The sequence below is a fragment of the Arthrobacter sp. MW3 TE3886 genome (genome assembly GCF_041262145.1).
GTDB lineage: Bacteria > Actinomycetota > Actinomycetes > Actinomycetales > Micrococcaceae > Arthrobacter.
Map to the genome: position 1 here is coordinate 2781948 of NZ_JBGCAN010000001.1, position 15992 is coordinate 2797939.

Consider the following 15992-nt stretch of genomic DNA (forward strand, 5'->3'; position numbering starts at 1 on the left):
AAATGGCCTGCACCCACCGCTTCCTCCAGCACCACCAACACCTTTGCGCCCAACCTGGACCTTTCTCACGAACCACGGCCACGTCCTTCTGGCGGTGGCAACAGACCCGGACGCCCGCGTGAAAGACATCGCCAAGAAGGTCGGGATCACACCACGATCGACCCTCCAAATCCTCAAGGATCTCGAAGCCAGCGGATACCTGCACCGCAGCCGGGACGGACGACGAACCCGCTATGCCATAGAACCCCACCAGCACTTCCGGCACCCCGCCACAGCAACCAGGGAAATCGACGGACTGATCGGCCTCTTCGCAGACCCCCCCTCAACCGCGGCGGAGCCACCCCGGGACATCCGTTCATCCCGACCGCATGACCGCCCCCGGAAACGGTATCCCGCAACCTGATTTCGCGCATTCGGGGCAGGGGCTGTATCGACCGTCCGCCCGGCTGAGGCACACGCTCAGCCCGAGGGACGGTCGGCTGCCATGGACTACCTGACGGGCGCGCGCAAAAGTCCCTCCTGCTGCCTGCGGCCGAGGGCTAGTCTGCGCCGGGCCGCCCATGCCGGCGATGGCCGGTGTCCTCGGGTTGGACGGCGTCGAAGAGGCGTTCGGCGCCGTGGGCGGCGAAGGCGCTGTGGGCCCGGGTGCGGATGAACTGCATGTCGTCCTCGTTGAGGCGGCCTGGCCGTGGGCGTCCTGGGGGACGGGCTGATCGGTGGCCCGGCGCATGGCTGCGGTGACGGCGCAACAAAGCCATACCCGCCTCCCCTGGGCAGCCACGACCCTACAACGGCCGAGGAACTGACCCCGGTAACAACATAAGGACAGCTTCTGCCCGAACTCTCCGGGCCGCGGTTAGGCTTGCAGTCATGGCGATCATCCACCAGGCAGAACTGCAGCCGACGAAACTTGAACTTCTCGCAGAGTGGCTGCCCCGCCAGCCGTGGTTCACGGAACCCGACACGGCAACGCTGCACAAAGCAGGCTCCTACCGGTTCGACGACCCCGCCGGCGAGGTCGGCATAGAAACCATCATCGTGTCTGTGGGCAGCTCCACTTTTCAAGTCCCACTCACGTACAGGGCCCAGCCCTTGGCTGGCGCGGAACCCTGGTTGGTCGGCACTATGCAGCACTCGGTACTCGGCCCGAGATGGGTTTACGATGCCTGCGCCGATCCAATCTACGTGGCAGCACTGGCGGCGAGCATCATGTTGGGACGCCCGCAGGCAGAGCAATACCTCCAAAAAGGGGAAAACCTGGAACTCCTGGCCCAGACGGTCTTCGTGCAAAACACTGGACCGAAACTCGAGGCAGTTCCTGACGTCTCTTCGCCGGCACCGCGCGCCACCGACGCCGGCACCGCTATCGAGACTGCCGGCCTTCGCATACTCGTTGTCCGGCGACTGGACCTTAGCGAGCAACCAGTCGGCCGGCTCACGTTGACCGGTACCTGGGAAGGACAAACGAACGGCGTCAAACTCGCCGCCATAAGCCAGGCCTGACTTCTTCGTGAGCTAGGTGCGGTCTACTCCATCGTTGTGCTTGGGACGGTTGCTGCCATCCCGCTGTTCGGACTGGTTCCCGTGCTGTTCCCGCAGTTCCCGCCCGCGGCGGATGTCGTCTTCTTCGCGGGCCTGCAGCTTGTCGCTTTGTTTCGTGTCCCGGGGCGGCAGTTGGATGGTCTCTTCGGCCTCGATGCCGGCCTGGAGCTGCCGGCCCCGCTCCATCTCGGCGTCGAACTCGGCACCGAACAGCAGTGACATGTTCAGGATCCAGAGCCACAGCAGCGAGATGATGACGCCGCCGATCGCACCATAGGTCTTCTCGTAGCTGCTGAAGTTGGCAACGTAGAAGGCGAAGGCCAGGGACGCCAGCAGGAAGATCACCAGGGCAATTGTGGATCCCAGGCTCATCCAGCGGAACTTGGGCTGCTTTACGTTTGGGGTGGCGTAGTAGAGGATGGCGATCGCCAGAATCACGAGCAACAAAATCACCGGCCACTTGAGAATGTTCCACGCCGTCAGGACTGCCCCGCCCAGGCCGATCGCGTTGCCGACGGCCTCGGCCACCGGCCCGCTCAGCACCAGCATGGCCGAAAGCACGAGAACGATCAGCACCGTGGCAATGGTGACGGCGAGCATCGTGCCCCGAAGTTTGATGAACGGCCGGCCCTCGTCGATTTCGTAGATCCGGTTCATTGCCCGGCCAAAGGCCCCGACGTAGCCGGAGGCGGACCAGAGAGCGGTGAGGATGCCGATCACCAGGGTGAGTCCGGCAGCGGAGGAGCTGCTGAGCTGCTCGACTGGCTGGCGGATGGCTTCCACTGTGTCACCGGGCGCGAAGCCCTGGACGATCTCTAGGAGCGCGGATGTGGTCTTCCCGGCCTGCCCGAAAATGCCCAGCAAGGACACGAGGGCCAACAGCGCCGGGAAAATGGAGAGAACCGAGTAGTACGTCAGGGCTGCGGCGAGATCCGGGCACTGGTCCTTCGTGAATTCACGCAGGGTCTTCTTGGCGATGTACTTCCAGGAGGGCTTGGTGACGTCGGCGGGGCTGTCCGGCTTGCGGGAGTCGTCCGGGGCGGGCGCCGTGCGGGCCTTAGCGGTGCTGCTCTCGTCCGTTTCGGCGTCGGTCATGGAGTCATTTTCTGCCTTAGCAGGGTTCGTGGCCATGGAAAATCCTTCTTGGGGTTAAACGAAGTGGCCGGCCGCCCAGCGCATTAGCGGGGCAGCCGGCCGTATTCAGATGCGGCCTCAGGCCTGCTGAACGTTGTCCTTGGCTTCGGCGGTCCGATCCTTGACGTCCGCCACAGCCGTTTGGCCTTCTGCCTTGACGTGTTCGGTAGCGTCCGCTGCGGTGGCCTTGACGTTTTCCATGGCTTCCTGGGCGGGCTCCTTGAGTCCCTCAGCCATGTGTTTGGCGGCGTCCGTCAGTTCCGTGGTGAGGGGCTCGGCGGCCGTCTTGAGGGCGTCGGCGGCTTCGCGTTCCTTCTGGCTGGCGGGAATCAGGGAGGACACCAGTAGACCGGCGCCGAAAGCGATCAGCCCGGCAGCCAGCGGGTTCCCCTGGGTCCTGTTCTTCAGCTGGCGCGGCGCTCCCGCAACTGCGGAGCCCGCGTCACTCACATGCGCGCCGACGCTTCCGGTGGCGGAGTGGACGTGGTCGGCGGTGTGGTCAGCGGCTCCCATGACTTTATCCTTCACTCCGAAGACCGCGTCTTTGACGTTCTCTTTGACTCTGTCCGTCTGCCGCTGGACGATGTGCGACGGCGTGACCTTGTCAGCGACGGCGTCCACGTTGGTGCCCAGGCGGGCACGGGTTGCTTCAATATCTGCTCGGATGACATCCGGGTTTTCACTCATCGTGTTTCCTCGCTGAATCTAGGAGTTGGGTTTTAGTGTGGGCGGGATTTCCTGGAGGGTTTCGGCCGTTCTCGGCATGCCCTTGATCGCGTTCAGTTCCTTGCGGCCCATGGCTGCCAGAACGGCGGCGACAACTGCCCAAATGACGGCGACAACGACGCCGGACCAGCCCAGTCCCATCACATTCCCCAGCGCCCACCAAAGCGCCAAAGAGAGGAACAGGAGCACGAAGTGGCCCGCGACGCCAGCTCCGGCGAGCATGCCGGTGCCTTTGCCTGCCCGTGTGGCGGACTGCTTGAGTTCGACCTTGGCCAGTTCAACCTCCTGACGCATCAGGGTGGACATGTCCCGTGTGACCTCACCAAGAAGGTCACCGAGGGAAGTCGATTCAGCCTTTGCCTGCGCGGCTGTGGGAGGCATTTCGCTGCTCATCGACGGCCGCCGTCAAAGGGGTCATCGCGCAGCGGATCAGCCTGCTGCAAGGGCTCACCCGCCACGGACTCTGAGGCACGGCGGCCCGGCCCGGCGTCGCGGAGCGGATCGGGGGTGCCCAAATCGGAGTCCAGAGGATTCGGCGGGTAGGTATCCGCGAGGCCCGCCGTCGTGGTTTGCGGAGCAGGCATCTGCACCGGCGGCGGCGGAACCGCTACCCCGGTATCGGGGATCCGGCCAGCAGTGGAGGTTCCGGCAGCGGTGGCGCCCGTCGGCTCGGGAGCACCGGCGCTCAGGCTGCGGCTGAGACGCCCGGCCAATACACCGGCACCGGCCGCAAGCAGGAGGAAGGTGCCCGGGCGCTGGCGGGCAAAGGACTTGACCTCGGTCAGCAGCGAACCCGGGTCCCGGCCATCGAGCCAGGATGCAACAGCGGAGGACCGCTCCGCGGCTTGGCGGACGAGGTCGGTGGCCACGCCGGGCTGGTCCGAGGCGGCAGCCATGGAATGCAGCTCGCCGGCGACGGACCGCAGACCTTCGGCGACCTTCTGCTGCTGGGTTCCTGCCTGCTCGGTGAGATCGGACTTGGCCTGGTGCAGTAGGTCCCGGGCATTGGTCTTGACCTCGGCGGCAACGTTGACTGCCTCGGTCTTGGCCGTCTCGGCGACGTTCTGCGCAGCGTCTGTCGCGTGCCGCGTTACGTCCGCAGCTTCGTCCCTGGCCGCTTCCTGTTTCGAGTCAGCGCGTCCCGTACCTTGCGGGGGCACAACTCCAACGCCGGCGTACCGGTCCGGGGAAACTTCGGGTGTTGCCTGGGCCCATGGATTCTGTGTCATCGTTGCTCTCTTTCAGGAATGGTCCGCTTGGGATCGTGACTAGCGCTACCGGATGAAATTAGTAAGCACGGTTACTAACTTGATAGTAAGCACACTTGCTATATGGAGCGCAAGCCCTTCGTTGAAAATCGGAGGGCCCGGCCCCCGCCCTCCCCACGACGCACCGCGCACCTGCAAGCGGCGTGCGAAAAATAGTAAGCATACTTGCCAAAAGAGTGTCCGGCATGCATAGGGTGGAGGTCCAGCGCCGGCGCTTTTTGCCGCCGTCGCGGGCAGCGTGACCTTCGTTGCCACCCAATCAGGAAGGCCTTCTTCGTGATCCTCGCCCGTGAGCCCCACGCCCGGGACGGCTACCGGCTTCTGACGGCAGCGGCCCGTTTAGTCCAGCGCCTCCACGACGATGCCTTGGCTCCGCTGGGATTGACGCGTGCCGCCGTCATCGCCTTGGAAGCCGTGGCACCCCGCCCCATGTACCAGGAACAGCTCGCCGCAAAAGTCCACGTCCAAGGCCAAACGCTCGGCCGCGTCCTGGCCCGGCTCGAGGACGGGGGGTTGGTCACGAGGACGCGAAACCCGGAGGATCGGCGCCAATTTCGGGTCGAGATTACCGACGCCGGCAACGCCGCACTGCAGGCGGCCTCTCGGGCTGAGCGTGCGGCCGTTCCTGCCGACTTCGACGGGTGGGAGGCCTTGTCTGAACAACTCGCCCGGTTTGTGGAGTTCTTCCAGGCTCCACGACCGGGAACTCCAGGTTCCAGCGGCCCTCCGCCCACCCAAAGCCGGCCCCCAGCTTCAATGAACTAGCCTCCCCCGGCCAGTTCCCCTGGGCCGGCCACACCCGGGACCCACGGCCGGCCGCCGCTTCCCTTGGAGGCGGGACCGGAGAGGGACGAGCGCGATCCAAGGCCGCTACGCCGGGTATTGCGCGTTACTACGCATGCTGATTAAATCGCCGTTACGGCCGCATTCCACGACCGGTATACCGAAAGGAAGTACAAAGATGGGAATTCTTGCTTTTCTCATTCTCGGCCTTATCGCCGGAGCTATCGCCAAGGCGATCCTTCCGGGCCGGCAGGGAGGCGGCTGGCTGATCACACTCGTTGTTGGTGTCGTGGGCGCAATCCTCGGAGGTTGGATCGGCTCGTTGATCTTCGGCGGAGGCCTCGCTGACTTCTTCGATCTCCGGACCTGGCTTCTCTCCATCCTCGGGGCCGTTATTGTGCTCCTGATCTATGGCGCCCTCGCCGGTCGCAGGACAAGGGCGTAGCAGGCTCGGCCCTTCGGATGCAGGGCTGCCCCTGATTGCGTCCTGCAACATCTGTTAGGCGGCTGCGGGCCGGTTCTGGAACACCCGGCAAAGGAACTCCGGGTGTCTCACGGCCCGCACCCGCCGAATCCAACCTCATGCCGGGCCCCCTGCCCGCCACGCTTCGTTGAGCACAGGCTCTGAAAGTCCTCAAGAGCAGTTCCCGCGGCCGGCGCCGGCGTCGCCGTCGTGAGTAGCCGTCGTAGGTAGTAGCCGCCAAAGCCGCCGATGGCACGGCTCCGCGCGCCTCCGACCTCACGGGACCAGAGATGCAAAACAGCAAGGAGATAGAGATGGACAACCTATTCCGCCGCACGGGCATCGACGTGCCCGAACCTGTCCGGCGCTTCCTGCAGGGCGAGACCGACACCTGGCTCAGAGTCGAAGAATACCGAGACGGAAACACCTTGGTGGTCCGAACCGACATCCCCGGCATCGATCCCGACAGGGACATAGATATCACCGTCACCGAGGGCAACTTGAACATTGTGGCACGGCGCACGGAACCTGCGCACAAGAATCAGCCGGGTTACCGCAGCGAAGTGCGGTACGGCGAATATTCTCGCAGCGTCCCGCTCCCCCGCGGGGCGGACACTGACAACGTCGAGGCCAGCTACATCGACGGTGTCCTGGAAATCCGCGCCCAGATCCCGGAGCAATCCGGGGCATCCACCACGAAAGTCCACGTCTCCCGCGGCGGAAGCCAGTCACCGGAAGCACCTGAGAACTTCGTGACCTGACCGGCAATTCCGGCATTCGACTCGATTCAACCGGCACTCTCACCAGCGATCGCGGCCGCGCGCCTTCAGGGCACCGCTGGGACCCAGATCTGCAGCGCCCTGCGCTCACCACGTCTCATTCCATCCTCCTCAGCAGAGCGGCTCGGCCGTGCCCCGTCGGGCTTCCCGTGCCTGCCGGCGGAGCCCAGCCGCCGGGATCTCAACTATTCATAAGGGTGCTTCCTAACAAAACCCGTCTCGTGATATAACACAGAAAAAGGCGCGGGAGAGCTCCCTGCGCAACGGGACCGGTCCCAGCCTCCTGATCGAATGGCGGCGCATATCATTGGACATTTTGCACCGGCTCCAAGCCGGACTGGCGGTGGTGACAACGTTCATCCCCCAGTCTCTACTCGCTTTCGCCTTCAGGCCGCCGCTCGCGAGGGTGTCGCCCAGGACCCTGCCCCTGCCAGATCTGCGGGTCGTCCTCGGAAGTTCTCAGCTGAGCGTACTGCCGACCGATCATGGCCCCTTCCCGGAGTTCGCAGCGCCACGGACGCTTCCAAAGCACCGGGCAGCACCAAAACGTACTGTCCGGTACCGGTCAGGCAGTCCATCAAGGGCTCCCGGCCGGACCCACCATTCCAATCGAGGAGATCCAAGGAGACGTCGTGCTCACCACAGAACAAATTGACCGTCTGCTCAGCCAAGGCGCAAATGTCCTTTCGGGAGACGGAGAAAAGATCGGCTCGATCGGCCAGGTCTTCGTAGACAACGAGGCCGGACAGCCCAGCTGGGTGACCGTCCGGACGGGCTTGTTCGGGATGTCCGAATCATTCGTGCCCCTTGAGGGTGCTCGACTGGAGGGCAATGACATCGTCGTTCCTTACAACAAGAATCAGGTCAAAGACGCGCCAAGGATCGACGCCGATCGGCCTCTGGAGCCTGCCGAGGAAGACCGGCTCTACGAGCACTACCGGATGGAGAGCGGACGCACCTACACCGAAGCGAATACAGCTGACGCGGCGCCCACCACACAACAAGACACCACCGGCACGGACCGCGCGGAAACCCGCGACGCCACCGGCACCGCCGGATACGCCACCACCACACCCGCCACCGACGCCGGCCCGGCCCCCACCACACAACAAGACACCACCGAAACGGACCGCGCGGAAACCCGCGACGCCACCGGCACCGCCGGATACGCCACCACCACACCCGCCACCGACGCCGGCCCGGCCCCCACCACACAACAAGACACCACCGAAACGGACCGCGCGGAAACCCGCGACGCCACCGGCACCGCCGGATACGCCACCACCACACCCGCCGCCGACGCCGGCCCGGCCCCCACCACACAACAAGACACCACCGAAACGGACCGCGCGGAAACCCGCGACGCCACCGGCACCGCCGGATACGCCACCACCACACCCGCCACCGACGTCGGCCCGGCCCCCACCACACAACAAGACACCACCGAAACGGACCGCGCGGAAACCCGCGACGCCACCGGCACCGCCGGATACGCCACCACCACACCCGCCACCGACGTCGGCCCGGCCCCCACCACACAACAAGACACCACCGAAACGGACCGCGCGGAAACCCACGACGCGACGGGCCGCGCGCGCCTGCGCAAGTACGTCACCACGGAAACCGTCACCAGGACGGTGCCAGTGCAGCGCGAAGAGGTTCGTATCGAGCGGGAACCGATTGCCGAGGAAGACCGCGGCGAGTTCGCGGGCCGTCCGGACAGCGACGACGAGGTTATCCTTCACGAAGAGCGAGTCATAGTCACCACGGAGACCGTCCCGGTTGAACGGGTCCACATCGTTACTGAAACGGTCACCGATGAAGTCACCATCCGTGAGAAGGTCCACAAAGAACACTTCGACGACCAGGGCTCCGAGGGCGCCGAAGACAGCCGCGGTTGAGCATTCGATCTGAGTAGATGCCCGGGGCAACGGCTACGGCCATCGCCCCGGGCATCGCGTTGTCGCACTGGAGGCCGGAGCAATTCGTGACTCCGGGCACCCCTCGGCCGGCGGCGTCAACGGGATACCTTGGCCCCGTGCGGCTATGGCCTCTTGCCTGCAGCAGTGCCAGTATGTTGGGCATCAGGCTCAACCACGGAGCCCCGGCTCCGGGCGGAAAGGACTCGAGGTCATGACCTACATCAACAACTTCGGCGATGTGGGGCGAGGCGACGTTGCCGTGGCCGGCGGCAAAGGCGTCGGACTGGGCGGCCTCAGCCAGGCAGGACTGCCAGTCCCTCCGGGGTTTGTGCTGAACACCGCAGCCTATGCGGATTATGTGGCTGCCAATCACCTAGGGCCCGGTATCCATGAGTTGGCCACCCTGTCGCCGACGGCGGCGCCCCAGGACTACGAGGAAGCCTCGCAACGGATCCGCGCCCTGTTCACCGGCGGCACCATGCCGGCCGGGATCGCGGCGGAACTCGGCGCCGCCTACGGGAGGCTCGGCAACGGGGACGCGGCCGTGGCGGTGCGCTCCTCCGCCACGGCCGAGGACCTCGCCTCAGCCAGCTTCGCCGGGCAACAGGAAACCTACCTCAACGTACGCGGGGAAGAGGCCCTGGCCGCGGCCGTGACCGAGTGCTGGGCCTCCCTGTGGACGGCGCGTGCCATGGCCTACCGCGCCCGTGAAGGCATCGGACCGGACACGGTGCACCTCGCCGTCGTGGTCCAGCAGATGGTCGACGCCGAGGCGGCCGGGGTGATGTTCACCGCCAATCCGGCCAACGGGCGCCGCGACCAGACGGTGATCAGTGCAGCATGGGGTCTGGGCGAGTCCGTCGTCAGCGGATCGGTCACCACGGATGACGTCGTCGTCGAAGTGGAGACGGGCCGTGTGCTGTCGCGCCGGACAGCTGACAAGGAGGTCATGACCGTCTACGCGGAGCGCGGCACCGTGGAGCAGCCGGTGCCGGCGGCGCGCCGTCGCCAGGCCGTACTGGACGACCGGGAGGCGGCCGAGCTGGCCGGCTACGGAACACGGATTACGGATCATTTCGGGGCGCCGCAGGACATCGAATGGGCACGCGCCGGTGGCGAGTTCTTCATCCTGCAATCCCGGCCCATCACCGCACTGCCCGAACCGTCAGCCGACGTCCCGGACACCTGGCCAGTGCCTTACCGGCACGGGTTGTACTTCCGGGCAAGCATCGTTGAACAGCTGCCCGACCCGCTCTCGCCGCTGTTCGCCGACCTCATTGACGGCTCGGTGTCCCGGTCGCTGAGGGCCCTGATGGCCGGCGCCGTCGGCAAGGAAGTAATCCGCGAGGACGACGTCGGGCTGCCCACTATCAACGGCTACGCCTATTACTACTACCGCAACTCGGGAATGTGGCGGGTGATGGGCAAGTCGCTGACCGCGATGCGCGCGCTGGCCCGCGGCAAGGCGCATATGGGAGTGGCCGGCTGGCGGGAATTTTCGCATCCCCGCTACGAGGAGGTGATCAAGGACTGGTCGGCGAAGCCCGTCGGGGAGCTCTCCGGCGAGGAACTGCTGGCGGGTGTGCAGACGCTGCTGGACGCCGGCACGGTGTACTACACGGCCGTGCAGTCCATCATTCCGATCGCCGCAACAAGCGAAATCTCCTTCCGGGCCTACTACGACAAGTTCGTTCGGCGCGACGGCGATCCCCCCGCCCAGACCTTCCTCCTCGGCTACGACAGCGAACCCATCCGGGCCGAGAAGTCGCTGTACGACCTCGCAGCCTGGGCCCGGGACGTCCCGGGGCTGGCCCCGGCGATCCTCAACGCACCCACCGCGGCACTGGCCGGGTCGCAGCGCACCGGGTTCCCGCCTGCCGGCGTGGACCCGGCACCCTGGCAGCACTGGCATGCCCGTTTCCAGGAGCACCTCGGCCGGTTCGGCCATGCGGTCTACAACCTGGACTTCGTCAGCCCGGTGCCGGCCGACGATCCCTCGCCGCTGCTGGAGACCGTGAAGTTTTACCTGCGCGGACAGGGCAATGACCCGTACGAGCGCCAGCGGCTCTCGGCCGCCCGCCGCGAGGAGGAAACGAGCCGGATCATCGCCCGGCTCGGGCCGAGGCGCCGTGCCGCGTTCCTCCGGTTGCTCCGGTGGGCGCAAAATGCGGCCCCGATCCGCGAGGATGCCCTGGCCGACGTCGGCCTGGCGTGGCCGCTGCTGCGGCGGATGCTGTTCGAGCTCGGACGACGGCTGGTCGGCTCCGGTGTCATCGCCGAGCCCGGCGACGTCTTCTGGCTGCGCCACCGGGAGTTGCGCAGTGCCGTCGAGTTCGGCCTTGCCGGGCCGGGCACACCGGCGGCCGTGGCAATTACCGGGGCAGACCGGCCCGTCCGCGCCGGTGCCGTCGAGGAGCGCAAGATGCTGTGGCGGGGCCAGGCCAAGGCCGCTGCCCCGCAACTGCTGCCGGAGAGCCGTTGGATGGAGCGGGCCTTCGGCTCCATGATGCCGGCGGGCCCACAGGACCAGCTCGGCGACGTCATCAAGGGCGCCGGCGCCAGCTCCGGCCAGGTCACCGCCCCCGCCCGCGTCCTGAGCGGGCCCCAGGATTTCGGCCTGATGAAGCCCGGGGACGTCCTGGTGGCCCGCATCACCACCCCGGCCTGGACCTCGCTGTTCGCGATGGCCTCCGCCGTGGTCACCGACGTCGGGGGGCCGTTGAGCCACAGTTCAATCGTGGCCCGCGAGTATGGCATCCCGGCCGTACTGGGCACCGGTGTGGCCACCCAGCGGCTCACCAGCGGCCAGCGAATCCGCGTGGACGGCGACGCCGGCACTGTCACGATCTCGGATCGGGCCGATGGGCAGGGGCCGTGACCGGAAACCGTCAAAGCGCTCCTGCCGCCCGCTAGTGCGCGATGATGCAGGGCCTCCGCGGAACACTCATGCGTTCCTGCCCTTTGCCGTCATGCCTTGTGATTGTTCAACAAGTCACATTTATTCCGCGGGGTGGGCTACCCTCATCGGAAGACTAAGGGGAACTCATGGCGGAAATCGCGTTGACCTGCACAAACGCAAAGTTGGACCTGGATGCGGAGGGCACGTTCCACCTGACCTGGAAGCCCGGCTCCACGGTCTCGGCAGCCGATGCCGGCGCCGTCGTTGCGGCCGTCCAGGCGATGAGTGGAACCAGCCGGCAGCCGATGATTGTGGAGGTTGTGGACGTGTGCATGAGTCCCGGGGCGAGAGAGACGCTGTTGGGGACGCGCTTCGTCTCAGCAGTGGCACTGGTCGGGACTTCCGTCGTGGACCGCGTGGTGGCCGCGGCGCTGCTGCGGCAACAGGATTGCCCGCACGGATATTTCACGTCCGTCGACGTTGCCAGGCAGTGGCTGGGACAATTGTTTGCTCCCGCAGCAGAAGAAGGATCCGCGGCATGACCGTGAGGACCCTGGTGGGCTGACCGGCCCGGCATGAGTGGCTTCATCCCACAATGACCATCGCGGAAGCGTCCGCCTGGACTCCATGGCCCGGCGAGGGGCATCGGCGATAGATTGTGGGCATGGGACAGACTTCCTCTGCCCGCCGGGATTTACTCAGCGAGACGCGCCGCAACCCCCTGCCTAAGCGGTGGTGCAGGGTCCACGCCCTCAGACTCGCGGCCAGCGCAGTTGCCCTGGCCGCCATCCACGAGGCACGACCACTCCGGCTCCGAAAGCCTCGGATAACAGCCGCCACCGACCTGAAGGAGATATTCATGGGCAAGCTGACAGTGACTGCTTTTTCTACTCTGGACAACGTTGCCGAGGAGCCCCAGCTCTGGTCGGGCCCGTTCTTCAGCGACGCCACCGTGGCCTTCAACGAACAAGTTCTGGCCGGGGCGGACTCGATGCTGCTCGGCCGGGTCACTTATGAGGGCTTCGCCGCCTCCTGGCCGTCACGGTCGGGCGACTTCACGGCCGACACATTCAACGCCATGCCAAAGTATGTCGTGTCCACCACGCTGGACCACGCCGACTGGAACAACAGCACGATTATCGCCGACGACATACCCGGCCAAGTCCGCGAACTTCGCGAGCGGGAGAACGTGCTCGTGTGGGGAAGCCCGACGCTGACCAAGACGCTCATGGAGGAAAACCTCGTCGACGAGTACGTTCTGCTGCTCTCCCCCATCGTGCTCGGGCGTGGCAAGAAAATGCTGCCGGAGGACGGAACCCGGCACACGCTGCACATCGTCGAACTTGAGCTCCTCGAAGGCGGGATGCTGGCCCTCCGGATGGCGCCGGCAGCGGCCTAAGGAGTGAGCCCGTCAGAGGATGCGCCTAGCTATCGCGTTTGGGTGCAGCCCGGACGTGGGCGCGCTGGCCTTGTTTGCCGATGAGGCTGAGGAATTCAACCGGCCCGGCGCTGGTGGCGCCGAACCAGTGCGGGGTTCGGGTGTCGAACTCCACGGCTTCGCCGGGCCTGAGGATCAGGTCATGTTCACCGAGGACGAGGCGCAAGGTGCCGTTGAGGACATAGGCCCAGTCGTAGCCTTCGTGGGTGCGCAGCTGAGGCTCCTGTCCATCCCGCCCCTTGGGGAGGATGAACTTCTAGGCCTGAATACCGCCTGGCCGGCGCGTGAGCGGCAAGATCGTCGACCCGTCTGCACCGGCGACGGGCCGCAGATTGAGCCGGGGGTCGCCGGTCGGCGGCGCATCCACGAGTTCGTCGAGGGTTACCCCGTGCACGCGGGCCAGTGGAAGGAGCTGCTCGAGGGTGGGCCGCCGCAGGCCTGCTTCGAGTCTGGAGAGTGTGCTGGCGGAGATGCCTGTCTGCTCGGCGAGGTCAGCGAGTGTGACGTCACGGCGGAGTCGCAGGCGCTTGAGGCGCGGCCCGACGGCGCTGAGTGTGTTGTCGAGATCGTCGCTCATGGGGCCATTTTGCCATTCGGCAATACCGCTTGCACGCCCACGTGATTGTTCACGACCATGGAATCTCAAGCGTAATCAGATCGGAAGGGGTTCCAGATGGCCGAGACGGCAGGGACATCGTCAGGGGAAGAAGCTGGGGGACGCGACGGGGATGCGATGACGCACAGCTTCGACAAGGACTACTGGCAAGGGCACTGGGCATTGGGCATTGGCCCACGGTGCCGCGCAGGCAGATTCGGGAGGGAGTGCCCCGAACCCGCATCTCGTCCGCGAAACCGGCGGACTCGCACCGGGTACAGCGCTGGATGCCGGGTGCGGGACAGGGGCCGAGGCGACCTGGCTGGCCGCGCGCGGCTGGCAGGTCACCGGCGCCGACATCTCCGGCGCTGCCCTCGCTCAGGCGGCCGAGCGTGCCGAAGGGCAGTCCGCGCCCGGCAGGGTGACCTGGGTCGAGGCGGATCTGACGTCGTGGGCGCCGGGAGGCCGGTTCGACCTTGTGACCACCCACTACGCGCACCCGGCGATGCCGCAGCTTGCCTTCTACGAACGCATCTCGCATTGGGTAGCCCCCGGCGGCATGCTGGAGCCGCGACTGGCGCACCGGCAACGCCGAGCTCCGGGGCCGGAGGCTCTGGTTTGGCCAAGAAAGTACCGCCCGTGCCGTCGCAGAAGGTGCAGTCGATCCACCGCTACAAGACGGTTGACCGCTTTGCTAGGATCGGACCAGGCTTTCGTCTCCTACCTTTCAGTTGGCGACTGGTGGGTCCCGGAGTTGCGACAGTTGCGACGCGACAGAGGGTGCTTCAGAGAACGCCGGCCGGCGGAACTCCCGATCAACTCGCGCAGCGGGTGGGTGAAGATCCTGCTTCCACGTCCCAGAGTTGAAGTTGAGGTTCATAGATGGTCCTTCAGGATCGCGCGAAGGCCACCCGCGGCGCCATTGTTGTCGGTGCCGCTGCAGTTTTTGAGGAGCATGGCTACGGCAGTGCCAGCTTGACCCAGGTCTCTGAGGCGGCCGGGGTGACCAAGGGCGCCCTCTATTTCCACTTTCAGTCCAAGGAAGATCTGGCCAGGGCGGTCATCGAGGAGCAGCATCGGATCGTCGTGGCCGAAAGCGAGAGCATCCTTGCCGGGGATTGGCCAGGCCTGACGGCAATGATCCTGTTGTGCCGCGCTTTTGGGCTCCAGCTCGTGCACGAGCCAGTTGTCAGGGCCGGCATCCGATTGACGTTTGAGGCGACGGCTTTTGGTCCGCCCGTGCGCGGCCCCTACGAGGACTGGATCGCCGTAATGGAGCAGCTTATCGAACGGGCCAAGGCAGAATTGCAGGTCCGGCCTTCCATCGACGCCGGGACATTTGCCCGATACCTTGTTGCTTCGTTCACCGGGGTTCAGATGGTCTCCGGAGTACTCACCGACCGCGCGGACGTCATGCAACGGATCGAAGAAATGTGGGAGATCGTGCTGCCGGGGATCATGCATGACGATTTCAACGAGGACCCCCATGCCCTCTCCGGACTGGTTTCCACTGGAAGCCTCAGCCCGACAGGGATTCGTACCCCACAAGCACCGTGACCGCCTCGCACGGCCAGCTAGGACTGCGACTCCCGAGCAGGAGGTGCCTTGCTTGCCCTCCTCGGGACTTTCTGCGAGCCCAACTCCCATAAACCGGATGACCGCCTTGTTTTAGCGCTGGAGGTCAATTATTCTTGTCTCGGATCCATTGCGGACTCCGCTCGAAGAGGGGCTGTGTCGGGGCGCATTTTTTGGGGGGCGCCGGCACAGACCCCGGACTGGACGGTCCGCCATGGGGATCCAAGCCCTTTCGCGGCGACCGCCGCCGTCACGTTTGAACTTGAACAAGTCTCCGCCTATGGTTGTCGGAGGCGCCCCGATGCATCCCCCAATAGCATCGGGGCGTCCCCATGTTCCGAGGCTTGGAGCGGCAACCTCAGAGGGAAAGTTTGAAGCCTACGTGCGACGCTTCGAAGCCAAGTCGCTCATAGAACCGGTGTGCTGCGACCCTGGACTGGTCAGACGTGAGCTGAACCAGTTGTGCCCCACGTCGGCGCCCTTCTGCGACCGCCCACGAGATCATCGCCCCTCCAAGGCCCAGGCTCCGAAGGTCGGACCGGACACGTACTGCTTCGATCTGCAGCCGTGTAGCTCCGCCTCTGGCAAAGCCGGGAATGAATGTAAGTTGCATGGTCCCAACCACTTCATTTTCGGTCGAGCCAACTACGAGAAGAAGCTGCGCGGGGTCCGCATCAATCGCCTGGAAAGCAAGATCGTAGGGATTCCGGTGCTCGATTGCAATCGAGTCGACAGAGGCTCGGAGCTGGTCGGCAGCCAGCAGCCCAACAATCGAAGCCACATCACATGATTCAGCTTTCCTGATTGTGAATCGGCGGCCGGGCAGTTCCAGTTCAGCGAGAGTCATTTCCTCAGTATTCCAGCCATC

The 15992-nt window shown here is 65.4% G+C and carries 17 protein-coding genes and 1 pseudogene; 11 read left to right on the forward strand and 7 right to left on the reverse strand.

Annotated elements, in window-relative coordinates:
* Positions 1-43: 43 nt before the first annotated feature.
* The gene (locus tag ABH915_RS12615; RefSeq protein ID WP_370121736.1) at positions 44-403 is read left to right on the forward strand and encodes a helix-turn-helix transcriptional regulator; all 360 of its coding nucleotides are present in this window, start codon (positions 44-46) and stop codon (positions 401-403) included.
* A 136-nt stretch (positions 404-539) separates the two neighbouring features.
* On the opposite strand, the gene ABH915_RS12620 is transcribed toward ABH915_RS12615, so the two are convergent.
* Positions 540-662 carry a hypothetical protein gene (locus ABH915_RS12620; RefSeq protein ID WP_370121739.1) on the reverse strand — a complete coding sequence of 41 codons (123 nt, stop codon included), beginning with the start codon at positions 660-662 and terminating at the stop codon, positions 540-542.
* A 208-nt stretch (positions 663-870) separates the two neighbouring features.
* Here ABH915_RS12620 and ABH915_RS12625 point away from each other — a divergent pair, with 208 nt between their 5' ends.
* Entirely contained in the window at positions 871-1503 is a 633-nt protein-coding gene (locus ABH915_RS12625) for a hypothetical protein (protein WP_370121742.1), read from the forward strand.
* A 12-nt stretch (positions 1504-1515) separates the two neighbouring features.
* Here the strand turns inward: ABH915_RS12625 and ABH915_RS12630 are convergent, their stop codons facing one another.
* The 4 genes from ABH915_RS12630 to ABH915_RS12645 form a co-directional block, all read right to left on the reverse strand.
* On the reverse strand, positions 1516-2637 hold the full coding sequence (locus tag ABH915_RS12630) for a YihY/virulence factor BrkB family protein (RefSeq protein WP_370124999.1): 1122 nt from the start codon (positions 2635-2637) through the stop codon (positions 1516-1518).
* Positions 2638-2754: 117 nt separating this feature from the next.
* A complete protein-coding gene (locus ABH915_RS12635; protein WP_370121744.1) occupies positions 2755-3363 on the reverse strand; it encodes a DUF3618 domain-containing protein in 609 nt (202 codons plus the stop codon).
* 18 nt (positions 3364-3381) lie between these two features.
* Positions 3382-3783: a phage holin family protein gene (locus ABH915_RS12640; RefSeq protein ID WP_370121747.1), complete on the reverse strand. Its 402-nt coding sequence runs from the start codon at positions 3781-3783 to the stop codon at positions 3382-3384.
* A gap of 8 nt (positions 3784-3791) precedes the next feature.
* Entirely contained in the window at positions 3792-4631 is an 840-nt protein-coding gene (locus tag ABH915_RS12645) for a hypothetical protein (RefSeq protein WP_370121750.1), read from the reverse strand.
* Between the two features lie 315 nt (positions 4632-4946).
* On the opposite strand from ABH915_RS12645, the gene ABH915_RS12650 reads away from it, so the two are divergent.
* From ABH915_RS12650 to ABH915_RS12680, 7 genes are all read left to right on the forward strand, one after another.
* Entirely contained in the window at positions 4947-5435 is a 489-nt protein-coding gene (locus ABH915_RS12650) for a MarR family winged helix-turn-helix transcriptional regulator (RefSeq protein ID WP_018773044.1), read from the forward strand.
* A 196-nt stretch (positions 5436-5631) separates the two neighbouring features.
* Complete coding sequence (locus ABH915_RS12655; protein ID WP_018773045.1) at positions 5632-5898, forward strand: GlsB/YeaQ/YmgE family stress response membrane protein; 267 nt, start codon at positions 5632-5634, stop codon at positions 5896-5898.
* Between the two features lie 332 nt (positions 5899-6230).
* Complete coding sequence (locus tag ABH915_RS12660; RefSeq protein WP_370121753.1) at positions 6231-6677, forward strand: Hsp20/alpha crystallin family protein; 447 nt, start codon at positions 6231-6233, stop codon at positions 6675-6677.
* 650 nt (positions 6678-7327) lie between these two features.
* Positions 7328-8596: a PRC and DUF2382 domain-containing protein gene (locus tag ABH915_RS12665; protein WP_370121756.1), complete on the forward strand. Its 1269-nt coding sequence runs from the start codon at positions 7328-7330 to the stop codon at positions 8594-8596.
* 232 nt (positions 8597-8828) lie between these two features.
* Positions 8829-11495: a PEP/pyruvate-binding domain-containing protein gene (locus ABH915_RS12670; RefSeq protein WP_370121759.1), complete on the forward strand. Its 2667-nt coding sequence runs from the start codon at positions 8829-8831 to the stop codon at positions 11493-11495.
* A gap of 167 nt (positions 11496-11662) precedes the next feature.
* Positions 11663-12058, forward strand: a complete 396-nt coding sequence (locus ABH915_RS12675; protein ID WP_370121762.1) for an STAS/SEC14 domain-containing protein — start codon at positions 11663-11665, stop codon at positions 12056-12058.
* A 317-nt stretch (positions 12059-12375) separates the two neighbouring features.
* Positions 12376-12915 (forward strand): dihydrofolate reductase family protein, encoded by a 540-nt coding sequence (locus ABH915_RS12680; protein WP_370121765.1) that lies wholly within the window; start codon positions 12376-12378, stop codon positions 12913-12915.
* Positions 12916-12940: 25 nt separating this feature from the next.
* Here the strand turns inward: ABH915_RS12680 and ABH915_RS12685 are convergent.
* Positions 12941-13531, reverse strand: a pseudogene (locus tag ABH915_RS12685) (helix-turn-helix domain-containing protein).
* 208 nt (positions 13532-13739) lie between these two features.
* Here ABH915_RS12685 and ABH915_RS12690 point away from each other — a divergent pair.
* A complete protein-coding gene (locus ABH915_RS12690) occupies positions 13740-14528 on the forward strand; it encodes a class I SAM-dependent methyltransferase (protein ID WP_370121768.1) in 789 nt (262 codons plus the stop codon).
* On the forward strand, positions 14432-15106 hold the full coding sequence (locus tag ABH915_RS12695) for a ScbR family autoregulator-binding transcription factor (RefSeq protein ID WP_370121771.1): 675 nt from the start codon (positions 14432-14434) through the stop codon (positions 15104-15106). The genes ABH915_RS12690 and ABH915_RS12695 overlap by 97 nt, the downstream gene beginning before the upstream one ends.
* A 376-nt stretch (positions 15107-15482) precedes the next feature.
* Here the strand turns inward: ABH915_RS12695 and ABH915_RS12700 are convergent, their stop codons facing one another.
* A complete protein-coding gene (locus ABH915_RS12700; protein ID WP_370121773.1) occupies positions 15483-15971 on the reverse strand; it encodes a GNAT family N-acetyltransferase in 489 nt (162 codons plus the stop codon).
* Positions 15972-15992 lie beyond the last annotated feature (21 nt).

Coding starts and splice junctions, on each gene's coding strand:
- ABH915_RS12620 (WP_370121739.1), bottom strand. CDS start 662: ATGCAGTTCATCCGCACCCGGGCCCACAGCGCCTTCGCCGCCCACGGC.
- ABH915_RS12625 (WP_370121742.1), top strand. CDS start 871: ATGGCGATCATCCACCAGGCAGAACTGCAGCCGACGAAACTTGAACTT.
- ABH915_RS12630 (WP_370124999.1), bottom strand. CDS start 2,637: ATGACCGACGCCGAAACGGACGAGAGCAGCACCGCTAAGGCCCGCACG.
- ABH915_RS12635 (WP_370121744.1), bottom strand. CDS start 3,363: ATGAGTGAAAACCCGGATGTCATCCGAGCAGATATTGAAGCAACCCGT.
- ABH915_RS12640 (WP_370121747.1), bottom strand. CDS start 3,783: ATGCCTCCCACAGCCGCGCAGGCAAAGGCTGAATCGACTTCCCTCGGT.
- ABH915_RS12645 (WP_370121750.1), bottom strand. CDS start 4,631: ATGACACAGAATCCATGGGCCCAGGCAACACCCGAAGTTTCCCCGGAC.
- ABH915_RS12655 (WP_018773045.1), top strand. CDS start 5,632: ATGGGAATTCTTGCTTTTCTCATTCTCGGCCTTATCGCCGGAGCTATC.
- ABH915_RS12660 (WP_370121753.1), top strand. CDS start 6,231: ATGGACAACCTATTCCGCCGCACGGGCATCGACGTGCCCGAACCTGTC.
- ABH915_RS12670 (WP_370121759.1), top strand. CDS start 8,829: ATGACCTACATCAACAACTTCGGCGATGTGGGGCGAGGCGACGTTGCC.
- ABH915_RS12675 (WP_370121762.1), top strand. CDS start 11,663: ATGGCGGAAATCGCGTTGACCTGCACAAACGCAAAGTTGGACCTGGAT.
- ABH915_RS12680 (WP_370121765.1), top strand. CDS start 12,376: ATGGGCAAGCTGACAGTGACTGCTTTTTCTACTCTGGACAACGTTGCC.
- ABH915_RS12695 (WP_370121771.1), top strand. CDS start 14,432: ATGGTCCTTCAGGATCGCGCGAAGGCCACCCGCGGCGCCATTGTTGTC.
- ABH915_RS12700 (WP_370121773.1), bottom strand. CDS start 15,971: ATGACTCTCGCTGAACTGGAACTGCCCGGCCGCCGATTCACAATCAGG.